The 13,487-nt window shown below is 62.5% G+C and carries 7 protein-coding genes; all 7 read left to right on the plus strand.

Going from position 1 to position 13,487, the window contains the following annotated elements:
- Positions 1 to 114: 114 nt before the first annotated feature.
- A complete protein-coding gene (gene phnE, locus DCO57_RS18680) occupies positions 115 to 963 on the plus strand; it encodes a phosphonate ABC transporter, permease protein PhnE (RefSeq protein WP_116700433.1) in 849 nt (282 codons plus the stop codon).
- A gap of 11 nt (positions 964 to 974) precedes the next feature.
- Positions 975 to 2,312, plus strand: a complete 1,338-nt coding sequence (gene phnE / locus DCO57_RS18685; protein ID WP_116700434.1) for a phosphonate ABC transporter, permease protein PhnE — start codon at positions 975 to 977, stop codon at positions 2,310 to 2,312.
- Between the two features lie 135 nt (positions 2,313 to 2,447).
- Entirely contained in the window at positions 2,448 to 3,635 is a 1,188-nt protein-coding gene (locus DCO57_RS18690) for a lytic murein transglycosylase (RefSeq protein WP_116700435.1), read from the plus strand.
- A gap of 188 nt (positions 3,636 to 3,823) precedes the next feature.
- On the plus strand, positions 3,824 to 4,465 hold the full coding sequence (gene parA / locus DCO57_RS18695) for a ParA family partition ATPase (RefSeq protein ID WP_116700436.1): 642 nt from the start codon (positions 3,824 to 3,826) through the stop codon (positions 4,463 to 4,465).
- A 270-nt stretch (positions 4,466 to 4,735) separates the two neighbouring features.
- Positions 4,736 to 10,237 carry an alpha-2-macroglobulin family protein gene (locus DCO57_RS18700; RefSeq protein ID WP_116700440.1) on the plus strand — a complete coding sequence of 1,834 codons (5,502 nt, stop codon included), beginning with the start codon at positions 4,736 to 4,738 and terminating at the stop codon, positions 10,235 to 10,237.
- 18 nt (positions 10,238 to 10,255) lie between these two features.
- Positions 10,256 to 12,391 carry a penicillin-binding protein 1C gene (gene pbpC, locus DCO57_RS18705; protein WP_244287973.1) on the plus strand — a complete coding sequence of 712 codons (2,136 nt, stop codon included), beginning with the start codon at positions 10,256 to 10,258 and terminating at the stop codon, positions 12,389 to 12,391.
- A gap of 694 nt (positions 12,392 to 13,085) precedes the next feature.
- The coding region (locus DCO57_RS18710) for a porin (protein ID WP_205756215.1) at positions 13,086 to 13,487 on the plus strand (402 nt) is incomplete at its 3' end.

Raw genomic sequence — 13,487 nt, forward strand, 5'->3', positions numbered from 1 at the left:
GCGGCCCGCGTTTTCTATGGGTTTGTCATCACAAGCTGATTTCCCGGAAGTGCGCCTTCGCCATGTTCAGGCTGCGGCGGCTGAGGGGAGCTGATATCAAAAGGTAACCTGGATATGGCCGTTGCCGCCCTCGAACAGGAAATCCTGACACTGCGCAAACGCAGGCAACTCTACTCGCTGGTAGGGGTGCTGCTGGTGATCGCGGTGCTCATGTCCGGCTACTCGAAATCCAACGAGATGAATTCCGGCGGCTTCCTGCAAGGCCTGTCCAAGTTCTTCGACTATCCCGGTGAAATCGTGGTGGAGGCCTGGGAGGCCGGACCGGCGTTTTTCGGTCTGGTCATCACTTACATTCCCGCCATGCTGGAAACGCTCAACATCGCCGGTGTCGCCACGCTGCTCGGCGGCGCGTTGGCCGTTGTCCTGGCCATGGCATCGACGCGCAACGTGGACAGCTGGGGGCCGCTGATCCCCGTGGTCCGGCGGCTCATGGACATCATGCGGGCCGTGCCCGAACTGATTGTTGCGCTTTTTCTGATTTTCGTCCTGGGGTCCAGTCCGGTGCCGGCCATGATCGCGGTGGCCTTTCACACCGCCGGAGCCCTGGGCAAGCTGTTCTCGGAGGTCAACGAGAACATCGACCGCAAACCGATCGAGGGGCTTTCGGCCTGCGGTGCCAACTGGGTGCAGCGCATCCGTTTTGCGGTGCTGCCGCAGGTGGCGCCGAACTATCTCAGCTATTTCCTGCTGCGCCTTGAGATCAACGTGCGCGCCTCGGCGATCCTCGGGTTCGTCGGTGCCGGTGGCATCGGCCAGGAGCTGCGCCGGACCATCGGCTGGGGGCAGGGTGCTGGCGATGAAACGGCGGCGATCTTCGTTCTCCTGTTCCTGACCATCATGCTCATCGACCAGGCTTCTTCCTACCTGCGCGGCAAGCTTGTCGGCGCCGGCCGGGCTCATTGAGGAATTTTGAAATGGCTGTCGACACCCTCAACGCCCCGATCCTGGATCCCGGTACGGTTTTCCGCGGCGTCCGCCGCAGAGCATGGATGACGGTCGCGCTGCCCATCGCGGTCCTGATGTACCTGGTCTACACTTGGTTTTCCTTCGGCGTGCCGGACCTCCTTGCGAAGGCTCAGCCCGAACGGGCCGCGCTTCTGGCGACGGATTCCGTCGCCTACAAGGTCCATGTGACCAAGTTGCTCCGCCGGGACATCATGGAAGTGGCGATTGAAGGCGAGCGCCGGGCAACCTACGCTGCCGACGAATTGCCCGACTGGGTCGAGGTGAACGGAACCGACGCGGCTGTCGATCTCGGCCAGGGGTATAGCGTCACCATCACCGGGAAGGTGATGGAGTTCGATGTCCCCGACTATGGCCTTATCAGGGTCACCGCGACCAACGACGGTGTCAGAACCGAATTGCCGCCGGGACCGGTGCCGGACTGGCTCAGGGACGATCCGAAGAAGTTCGACGCCCGGCCGACACTCGACCGGCGTGTCCAGGTGACGCGCACCAAGATCGAGGTCCACAATTATTTCGGCGGCTGGGAAAATTTCTGGTTCTCGTTCCAGTCCGAGCTGCATGGCATGAGCTTCAGCCAGCTTTGGGCATTGGCCCTGTCGAACGAGCGCATCGATCCCGCACAGTCCAACATGTCGCTGATCACGCATGAGTTCCTGGACAATCCAGACTGGCAGCACGGTGAAGTGTTCGTGGCATTGTTCGAAACCATCATGATGGCCTTGCTGGGGACGCTGACGGCGGCATTCTTCGGGTTGCCGCTGGCCTTTCTGGCGGCGCGCAACTTCACCTCGTCGTCCATCGTGCGCTTCTTCACCCGCCGCCTGTTCGACTTCCTGCGTGGCATCGACATGCTGATCTGGTCGCTGATCTTCATCCGCGCCTTCGGCCTCGGGCCGTTGACCGGCGCGCTTGCGATCGCCTTTACCGACACCGGATCGCTCGGCAAGCTCTTCTCCGAGGCGCTGGAGAACATCGACAACAGGCAGGTGGAAGGCGTCAGGGCGACCGGTGCCAACCAGATCCAGCGTTACCGGTTTGGTGTCATCCCGCAGATCCTGCCCGTCTTCGTGTCCCAGGTGCTCTACTATCTGGAATCCAATACCCGCTCGGCCACCGTCATCGGCGCGCTCGGGGCAGGGGGCATCGGTCTGATGCTGGTTGAAACCATGAAGACTTCCCGTGACTGGGAGAACACCAGCTACATCATCATTCTGACAATCGTCGTCGTCATCGTGATGGACCAGATTTCCGGCTGGCTGCGCCGCAGGCTGATCGAGGGCAAATAGCCTTCCGCCCGTCGGCCCGGGAATGTTTTCCCCGTCATAACGTCGCCATCCATCTTTGTGCCGCATTTACGTCGCGGTGGCGTGGCAGCGTCGGGACGTGATTCGAGGAGGACGGAGCGGGCGATGCGTCAAGGCATGGGGTGTAGACTGGCAGCGGCGGTTGTCGGAGGCGGACTGGGGTTCCTGCCGGTGAGCGGGCCGGCATTTGCGATCGAAAGCTGTGTCGCGGCCCTGAAGAAACAGGCGATTGCCGCCGGCGTGCGTCCGCAAGTCGCCGAACGCATGCTTTCCGGGGCAACCTTCGACGAGAAGGTCATCCGCTTTTCCACCTCCCAGCCCGAACACAAGACCGAAATCTGGGACTATATGGCCTTTCTGGTCGATGCGCAGCGGATCAAGGACGGCAAGGCGAACCTGAAGAAGCACAGCCGCACGCTGGCCGCGATCGAGAAACGCTACGGCGTCGATCGTCATGTGGTGCTGGCTGTCTGGGGTATCGAAAGCGACTACGGCCAGTTCCAGGGGGATTTCTATACCCCCCATGCCCTGGCGAATCTGGCCTGCGCAGGAAAACGGCGCCAGAAATATTTCCTCGGGGAGCTTATGAAGACCCTGCAGATCGCGTCGCGGGGCGATGTGCCGGTCGGCGATTTCCGCGGGTCATGGGCCGGTGCGTTCGGCCAGACCCAGTTCATGCCCAGCACCTACAACACCCTGGCGGTGGATTTTGACAACGACGGCCGCAAGGACCTTGTCAATTCGGTGCCCGATGCGCTCGCATCGACCGCCAACTTCCTGAAAAACGCCGGCTGGAAGAACAGCCGGCCGTGGGGCTATGAAGTCAAGGTGCCCGACGGATACTCGGGACCCTCCGGGCGCAAGTCCTATTCCTCGCTTTCGACCTGGGGCAAGCGCGGTCTTGTCGGGATCGACGGCAACCGACTTTCCGGCAATCTCGAAGCGGCTCTGATCCGGCCGGCGGGGGCCGGCGGCCCGGCCTTTCTGGTGACCAGGAACTTCCGCGCGCTGCGTTCCTACAATGCCTCCACATCCTACGGGCTGGCGATTGCCCTTTTGTCGGAGCTGGTCTCCGGCGGCGAACCGTTCAAGACCCCCTGGCCGACCGACAATCCCGGCCTCTCGCGGGCGCAGCGGCTCGATCTCCAGAAACTGCTGAACAAAAACGGTTTCAACGTGGGCGCGCCGGACGGCAAGGTCGGCCCGGCCACCCGGGAGGGGATCCGCAAGGCGGAAGCAAAATACGGCCTGCCGGTAACGGGCCGGCCCTCGTGGAATGTCTATTACGCCCTCGGAGGGCGTTAGGAAGACGAGCCTGGATCCGGCTAGTATGCCGTTCGGACCCGGAACTTCCCGAGGGAAATTCCAGAACCGTGTCGTGGTTTACTTCGCCCTTCAAAAACCCTGTACGTATATCTACAGGGGCTTCCAATGTTTTATTGCAATGCAGTAAGACGCGGCGCAATATATCGCCGGTTTTCTGGAGGATTGACATGTCGGGACGGATTCTGACTGTGGCGCAGCAAAAGGGCGGCTCGGGAAAGACCACGCTTGTGGCACATCTCGCGGTGGCCCTTGCAAGGCAGTCCGGCGAACCGGTCGCGATTCTCGATGTCGATCCGCAGGGATCTCTGGGCACCTGGTTCGAGGCACGCGAAGAGCGCCTGGGCGAGAACAATACCGGCCTGGAGTTTCGCACCGCATCCGGCTGGGGCGCACGCCGCGAAGCAAGAACGCTTGCCAGGTCGCACGGTTACGTGGTGATCGACACCGCCCCCAAGACCGATACCGACGCCAAGCCCGCCATCGACGCGGCCGATTTCGTCATCGTACCGATCCAGCCGACACCGGTCGACCTGTGGGCAACAGGGCAGACCATGGAACTGGCGGCCCGCGAGGATACGCCGGCGCTTCTGGTGCTCAACCGGGTTCCGCCGCGCGCGTCGCTGACGCAGGAAATGGCCGAGGCAATCAGGGCGTCCGGTTACGATGCCCTGAACGCCCGCCTGGGAAACCGGACCGTATTCGCCGCGGCCATGGGGCGGGGGAATTCGGTGATGGAGGAAGCGCCCTCCAGCAAGGCGGCACAGGAAGTGGGCCTGCTGATCGAGGAGCTGATTGCCCGGATCGACTGAAGCCGGGAGCGGCCCTTTTCAGACCCTGCGCCGGGATTTTCCCGGTGGGCTCCCTCCGCCGCCTGCCGGAAGGCCGGCGGCCATCTGCCCCGGAGGCCGGTGAAGGCCTTGCGGGCGCAACTTCACCGGCATTGTGTCAGGCCATGCATTTTTGCCTTGTCCTTGTCACGATCCGGTGCCTTGATGGACAAAATTCTCGGCCCGGGAGGTCTGGCCATGACGCTTTTTTCGCGGTTCTCTTTTCGATATCAGTCATTTTCAGGACATCAGATGAAAAACGGTCTCAAATCCATTTCCCTTGCTCTGGTTCTGGCATCGGTGCTGGGCTGGGGCGCCGGTTTCCCGGTCTCCCCGGCCGATGCGCAGGACCGGCGGATCGTCACCATTGAGGATGCCGACTTTTTCGGCAGCGATTACCGGACGGTGAAGGATGTTGACCTGCAGGGATGCGAAGCCGCCTGCCTGCAGGACCGGCAGTGCCGCGCCTTTACCTTCAATGTTTCCGCCGGCTGGTGTTTCCTGAAATCCGACTTCGGTGAGCTGCAGGGCTTTTCCGGCGCCGTCGCGGGCCGTGTCGTTGAAGTTCAGACGCCGCGCCCGGATCTGAGCGCCGACAGGAAAGCCGAGCTTGTCTTTCTGCCCCAGACCCAGCTGGCAGCGGCGGAAACCTATTCCCTGAGTATCGCCAATTCCGTCCGTCCCCGCGGACAGACCGCGGATCAGCTGCGCCGGAACGGGCAGGCTGCATTGTCGGCGCGCAACGGAGCGCTGGCAGAGGCCGATTTCCTTCAGTTGATCGTTCTGGAGCCCGGTGATTTCGATGTCTGGAGACATCTGACGACGGCGTTGCTTCTGCAGAAGCCGGAGAACTGGCAGGACCGGGAGACCAACAAGAAAAACGCGGTCTCCGCCGCCGTCAACGCCTATTTGCGTGCGGTGAGCGTTCCCGAGCAGGCCGTGGCGCTCGATCTTCTGAGCCGGTCGCTTGAACGGCGCAAAGAGTTCAGGACGGCGATCAAGGCCTTGCGCGCGTCCCTGGCGCTTGAGGAAAACGCGAGCCTGCGCACGCGATACGATGCTCTTGTGGCCAAACACGGGTTCCGGATTGTCGAGCATCAGGTGGATTCCGACAGTATTGCTCCGCGCATATGCCTTGTTTTCTCGCAAAAGCTGCCGCTCGGTCAGGATATGAGCCCCTATGTTGCCGTGCGCGGCGAAGGGGCCCTGTCCGTGGAGGCGGAAGGCAACCAGATCTGTGTGGACGGCCTTCAGCACGGCAAGCGCTACCAGGTGAATGCGCGCAAGGGGCTTCCGGCGGCGGATGGTGAGAAGCTCGAGAAATCCGTCGAGATTTCCGCCTATGTAAAGGACCGCACACCGTCGGTGAATTTCCTCGGGCGCTCCTACGTTCTGCCCTCGGGTGGCAATCCGACCATTCCGATCGTTTCGGTGAACACCAGCGAAGTGGAAGCGACGATCTACAGGATCGGAGACCGGGCCATCGCCGATGTCCTGCGCGACAACAGGTTCCTGCGCCAGCTCAATGCCTATCAGGCCGAGCAGATCGACGATGAGCTCGGCGAAAAGATCTGGTCGGGGGTCGTTGAAACCGAAAATCGGCTCAACCAGGACATCACGACAGCCATTCCGGTGAGCGAAACCGGCATCGAGCTCAAGCCGGGCATCTACGCCATGACGGCCCGGTCCCGCCTCGATCTGAAAAACCGCTGGGGCGCGCTGGCAACCCAATGGTTCCTTGTCTCGGACCTGGGTCTGACCGTCCTCAGCGGAAACGACGGCATTGCGGCCAACATCCGGTCGCTGTCCACTGCCGAGGCGCTTGAGGGCGTGACGGTTCGGCTTCTGGCGGTGAACAATGAAATTCTCGGCGAGACAACCTCCAATGCGGAAGGCTTTGCCGAATTTGCCGCCGGCCTGACCCGCGGACGCGGCGGACGGGCGCCCGGCATACTGGTCGCGGAAACGGACGCCGGCGACTATTCCTTCCTGGATCTGCGCAAGCCTGCGTTCGACCTGTCGGACCGCGGTGTCGAGGGACGGCCCGCGCCGGGACCGCTGGATGTCTTCGCCTGGACCGATCGCGGGATCTACAAGGCGGGGGAAACCGTTCATGCCCAGGCGCTCTTGCGCACTGCGGGTGCGGTTGCGCAGGAAGACTTTCCGCTGACCCTGGTCTTTACCCGTCCGGACGGTGTCGAACATGCCCGCTTTACGCTCAACGACGGCGGTCTCGGCGGTTACCTGCAGGATCTGACGCTGGCGCAGTCCGCGCAGCAGGGGATCTGGTCATGGGAAGTCTTTGCCGACCCGAAGGGCAGTTCCCTGGCGCAGAAGACCTTCATGGTTGAGGATTATCAGCCTGAACGGGTCGATTTCGAACTTGAGTCCGATGCCGGGGCGTTCAGCCGGACCGCGCCGACGCAAGTCTCGCTCAGCGCAAGATTCCTCTACGGTTCCCCCGCAAGCGGTCAGGCGCTGGAAGGGGACATCATTCTTCGACCCGTCCGGACCCTGGACGCCTATCCGGGCTACCAGTTCGGACGCGAGGATGCGGAAGCCTATACGCAGCGCGGGGCGATCCCCTCCGGTCTGAAGACCGATGACGAGGGCAGGCTGTCCTTCGAGGTCAGCCTGCCTGAGCTGCCCGAGACGACGATGCTCTACGACGGCGAGCTTGTGGCGCGGCTGGTCGAGGCCGGCGGGCGTTATGTCGAGCGCGACCTGAAACTGCCGGCGGCTCTCGACGGGCCCCGGATCGGCATCAAGCCGGCGTTCGACGGCGGTGTCGACGAAGGCGGTCCTGCCGACTTCTCCGTCATTGTCATCGGCGCTGACGGCAAGGAACAGGCCGCCTCCGGTCTGAGCTGGACCCTGTCCAGGGTCGACCGCCGCTATCAGTGGTACCGCCTTGACGGGCGCTGGTCCTATGAACCCATCACGACCTCGCGGCGTGTGGCAAACGGCGAGATCGAGACCGCTTCCGGCGCGCCCGCCCGGCTGTCGCTGCCGGTGGAATGGGGCGAGTACCGGCTCGAAGTGGAGGGCAGCGGCGCCCTTCAGACATCCGCCAGCGTCACCTTCGATGCCGGCTGGTACAGCGCAGACGCGACCTCCGACACGCCCGATTACCTTGACGTCGGTCTGGACAAGTCCAGCTACAGGCCGGGAGACACCGCCATTCTGCGTCTGAAGCCGCAGATGGCCGGGATCGCCGTGGTCAACGTCGTCTCCGGCGGGCTGCTTGCCAGCCGCACCGTGAACGTCACCGGCGAGGAAACCGAAGTGGAGATACCGGTCAGCGACGACTGGGGGGCAGGGGCCTATATCACGGCCAGCCTCTACCGCCCGATGGATCTCGACCAGAAGCGCATGCCGTCGCGGTCGATCGGCCTTTCCTGGCTGCAGGTCGACCCGGGAAACCGCGCCATTGACGTTGAGCTGTCCGCGCCCGACCGGATTCTGCCCGAAACGACGCTGGAGGTTCCGGTGCGGCTCGCCAATCTGGAGCCCGGCACACAGGCCTATCTCACCGTGGCGGCCGTCGATGTCGGCATCCTCAATCTGACCCGATACGAAACCCCGGATCCGGAAGGCTGGTATTTCGGTCAGCGGCGGCTCGGCACCGATGTCCGCGATCTTTACGGGCAGCTGATCGACCGCATGGCCGGCACCCTGGGGCGGGTCCGCTCCGGTGGCGACGCCATGGGACTGCGCATGGATGCTCCGCCGCCGGATGAAGAGCCGGTCGCGCTGTTCTCCGGGCTTGTGAATGTGGGAACCGATGGGGAAGCCACGGTGTCCTTCGATGTGCCTGCCTTCAACGGCGCCCTGAAACTGATGGCGGTCGCCTGGACGAAGGACGGGGTCGGTCATGCGGACAGACAGGTGGAAGTGCGCTCGCCCGTGGTGATGACGGCAAGCGCACCGGCGTTCCTGGCGCCCGGAGACAGCTCGCGCCTCGCCATGGAAATCGACAACGTCGATGGCGCTGCCGGCGCCTATGAACTGAACGTCTCCGTCGCAGACGGCCTTGTCCTGGAGGACGGCGCCGCGGCTCAGAAACGGATGCTGGACCTCGAGAAGGGAGGGAAGGCTCTCGTTCTCCTGCCGGTTGCTGCCGGCGAAGACGCCGGAAGAAGCGAGATTGTTGCCTCGCTGACCGGACCGGGAGGCAAGACCTACGTCAAGCGCTTCGGCATCGATATCCGGAATACCCAGCCGGAGGTGGTTCGAAACTCCTCCTTCCAGCTGGCCTCGGGCGGAAGCCTGAAGCTGACCGCCGACAGTTTCAACGGCCTGCGGCCGGAGACCGTCAAGGTGACCCTGACGGCGGGCGGCGCGGCCAGTATCGATGTGGCTGGCCTGCTGAATGCGCTCGACCGCTATCCCTTCGGCTGCACGGAACAGACCACCAGCCGCGCACTGCCACTGCTTTATCTGAGCGACGTGGCAGAGGCCGCGGGTCTGGGCTCGGACGATGCCATCCGCGAGCGGGTGGTCAAGGCGATTGCCGGTGTCCTTGCCAACCAGTCGTCCTCCGGTGAATTCGGCCTGTGGAACAGCTACGGCGGCGGGGATACCTGGCTGGACGCCTATGTCACGGACTTCCTCACCCGAGCGAAGGAAAAGGGCTATCAGGTTCCCGAACCCGCCTTCACCACGGCGCTGGACAATCTGGAGAACCGGCTGGCCTATGCGTCCGATTTCCAGGACGGTGGTGAAGGGATCGCCTATGCGCTTTATGTGCTGGCCCGCAACGGCCGCGCCTCCATGGGCGATCTGCGCTATTATCTCGATGCCCGGCTGCAAAGCTTCGCGACGCCTCTGGCAAAGGCGCAACTTGCGGCCAGTCTGGCCCTGTATGGGGAACGTCAGCGCGCGGAAACCGGGTTCAAGGCCGCGCTGGCCGACTTGCCCGTGGAACGATGGCAGAGCTACCGGAATGATTACGGATCGGTCCTGCGGGACAGTGCCGGTGTGACCGACTATGTCGTCTCCACGTCGATGGGAGCGGATCTGACCGGTGAAGCGGTCGAATTGCTCAAATCCGCGCAGACACGTTCTTCCTGGCGCTCGACGCAGGACATGGCCTGGCTGCTTCTGGCCGCGCAGGCACTGAACGAATCGGCGCAGGACGCCCGGATCTCGGTTGACGGCGAGGAAACGCCCGGCCGTCTTGCCTGGTCCCTTGAAGGCAGTGATATCGCCGGGGCTCCGGCCGACGTCACGAACAATGGCAGCGAGGCGACGGATCTTCTGGTCTCGGTCGTCGGACAGCCGGTGTCGCCGGAACCGGCGGGCGGCAAGGACTTTGCGGTTGAACGCATGGTCTATGATCTGGACGGCAATCCGGTGGACCCGTCCGCAGTCCCCGTCAACACGCGCCTGGCGGTCGTGGTGACGGTCCGTGCGCTGACGGATCAGCCCGGACGGCTGATGGTGGTCGACCGGCTGCCGGCGGGGCTCGTCATCGACAATCCGCGTCTGGTGCGCTCGGGAGACCTTGGCGGTCTGTCGTTCCTTTCCACCGTTGATGAGCCTGAATATTCCGCCTTCTATCCGGACCGGTTCGAAGTGGCGGTGGATCAGACCCGGCAGAGGGGCAAGGAGTTGACCTTCGCCTATCTTGCCCGTGCGGCAACGCCGGGAACCTTCGCCCATCCTCCGGCATCCGTTGAAGACATGTACCGGCCGGAGCGTCGTGCGATCACCGCAACCGGCCGTTTCGTCGTTCTCGGACCGACCCGCTAGGGCCGGCAAGGCAGGGCCATGATGAAAGGGATGCGGCAGGGCTGGCGGGGATACCGGCGGCGGGCGACGGTCGCCGGGCTTGGCCTGCTCGTGCTCGCTGTCGGTGGAGCCCTCAAGGTCCGCCAGGACTTCAATGCGCTGCCGCCCCTGCCACGAATCGCCGACCTGTCTCTTTCGGTTGTGGTGCTTGATCGCGACGACAGGCTTCTGAGGGCCTTCACCAGCAGTGACGACAAATGGCGTCTGCCGGTGGAGCTGGACGGGATCGACCCTCTCTATTTCCGGATGCTGCTTGCCTTTGAGGACAGTCGCTTCTTCGATCACGGCGGTATCGACCTGCGGGCGTTTGTCCGCTCGGCGCTTCAGAGTCTGCGTGCCGGACGCATTGTCTCGGGCGGCTCGACGCTGACCATGCAGGTGGCAAGACTTCTGGACGAGGCGCCGACAAGGACCCTCGCGCGCAAATACGAGCAGATTCTGAAAGCCATCCAGCTCGAGCGCAGCCTGTCCAAGCAGGACATTCTGCGGCTCTATGCGCTTCGGGCGCCTTTCGGCGGAAATCTGGAAGGCATCCGCGCCGCCAGCCTGACCTGGTTCGGCAAGGAGCCCGTGCGCCTGACGCCGGCCGAGGCGGCCCTGCTGATAGCGCTGCCGCAGAGCCCGGAAGCGCGGCGGCCGGACCGGTTTCCCGACAACGCGCGCAAGGCGCGCAACCGGGTCTTGGCACGAGCCGCTGCCGCCGGTGTCCTGACCCGGGAAGATGCAGAATCCGCCGCCGCCGAGCCTGTCCGCACCAGACGTCATCCGATGCCTTTCCTTGCGCCCCACGAAAGCCGGGAGGCCCGTCACAGCGATCCGCTGAAACCGGTGCACAGGCTGACGATCGATCGGGACCTGCAGGCGGCGCTGGAAAAACTCGCGCGTCAGAAGATCGGCGCCTATCCGAAGCTGGTCTCCATGGCGATCGTGGTTGCCGACCACAGCAACGGCGAAATCCTTGCAAGTGTCGGCGCTCCGGATCTGCTGGACAACGCCCGGCAGGGGCATGTCGACATGACGCGCGCAGTCCGCTCTCCCGGATCGACGCTCAAGCCCTTTATCTACGCGCTGGCCTTCGAGGAGGGCATCGGTCTTCCCGAAAGCTACATCGAGGACAGGCCCACGGATATCGGCGGTTACAAGCCGACGAATTTCGATCAGGCCTACCAGGGAACCGTGACACTGCGCGAGGCCTTGCAGCTTTCCCTGAACACGCCGGCGGTCCGGCTGCTGGAAGCGGTCGGGCCCGCAAGGCTGGTGGCCAGGCTGAAACGGGCCGGGGTGCGGCCCGTGCTGGAAAAGCGGGCCGCACCGGGACTCGCGATCGGCCTTGGCGGGCTTGGATTGACACTGAGAGACCTGACACAGCTTTATGCGGCTCTGGCGCGGCAGGGGCGGCCGGTTTCCCTGACCGTCTGCCGCCGGGACTGCGAAGCGGAAACTCAGGCAGGTGTCGGTGCAGGGCGGACCATCGACATGCTGTCGCGCAAGTCGGCCTGGCTTGTGAGTGACATTCTCGCCGGACTGCCCCAGATCCGCGGAGCGGAAACCTCTCACATCGCCTACAAGACCGGCACTGCTTATGGTTACAGGGACGCATGGGCGGTCGGGTATGACGGGCGCTATGTGGTGTCTGTCTGGCTCGGCCGGCCGGACGGAACGCCGGTTCCCGGAGAAACCGGGGCAAGCGCGGCGGTCCCTGTTCTGTTCGAGGTCTTCCAGAAACTCGGCCCCGGCCGCAGGTCCTTGCCTGAAGCACCACCGGAGGTTCTCGAGGCTGCGAGCCGGGATGTGCCGGCAACGCTCAGGTATGCCCGGTTACCCGGCCGCCGGGAGGCGGCGCAGGCCGGTGGAGCGTTGCAGATATCCTATCCCCCCGACGGCGCGGAACTGGATCTGGGATTTGGATCCGGCAGGCTCGCGGCAACGCAGCCGCTTATCGTCAAGCTCAAGGGGGGCGTCGGACCGTTTTCGGTTCTTGTCAACGGAGCGCCTCTTGAAGAAAAGGCTCATCGGCATCAACTGGTGTGGCAGCCGGAGGGACCGGGCTTCGTGAATGTAACGGTTCTGGACGCCCGCGGCGAAAGCGCGGGGATCTCCCTCCTGCTGCGTTGATCGCCGTTGATCTTGCGCCGGTTTTCGCAGGGCAGGCCGCAGGCTTTCCTTCGCCGGAGCGATTCTCCGCTGCCCGGCATTTGACCGAAATTGCCCGAATGGCTTTGGCTCGAAACCGGTTCGGGCCGATTTTCCGGAAATTCGAGACGAAGCAAGGCGCATATGATTGTGCGCTAGAGGAAGTTACATGTTTTGGGCTAAAATACGGCAAAAAGAAGTCTTCTTCGCATGGTTCGTATTTTGAAAATTGAAAATAAAGGTAAGATTTATTAAACTGTCGTTGCTGCAGAAAATTTATTTTGCAATGCAATATAGAATAAGATGATATAAGGAATAGTATTATTTAAATTATGAATTTTTATATGTCACCTACCTTGGGTAAGATTTTTTATAATTATAATAAATCAAACAAATTGGCGATAAATATTACGTAGAAGTAATTTATGTTTTCGTGCTGCGGTATGTTGCAAAAAACACACATGAAGATTCTGCATTGGCGAGTCCTGGCAATTTTAGCTTGATGAAGAGTTTCAAGTTTGGTTCCTGAGTTCTGCGACGGCGAGTAATCGCCAGTAAAAAATGGTTCTTTCGAATTTGACTGGATCGTTTTTCTAGGAATCGCGGGGACGGGATCTGTCTGGCCTTTCTGTGGCCGGTGCAGGTTCCAACAGAAAATGACTTTTGGAGGTCAGATATGAAACTCAAGAGCTTGATGCTCGGCGTTGCAGCAGCTGCTGCCGCTACCACGGCTCAGGCAGCCGATCTTCCGGTTGCTCCGGAGCCGGTTGACTACGTTCGCGTCTGTGACGCCTATGGCGCACGCTTCTACTACATCCCGGGCACCGAAACCTGCCTGCGCGTTGGTGGCCGTGTTCGTACCCAGATCGTTGCCAACAACGTTCTGGAAGACGGTAACTGGTCCGACCGCGATTCTGACGGTTACTCCTGGCTGGCTCGCGGCTATCTCTTCCTCGACGCCCGTACGGCTACCGAATTCGGTACGCTGCGCGCATACGTCTCCATGTATGGTGACTCCTCCAATGGCGATGCTTCCGGCTTCACCATGGACAACGCCTACATCCAGTGGGGCGGTCTG

Origin of the sequence: Labrenzia sp. 011, from assembly GCF_003075075.1 — a bacterium.
Lineage (GTDB): Bacteria > Pseudomonadota > Alphaproteobacteria > Rhizobiales > Stappiaceae > Roseibium.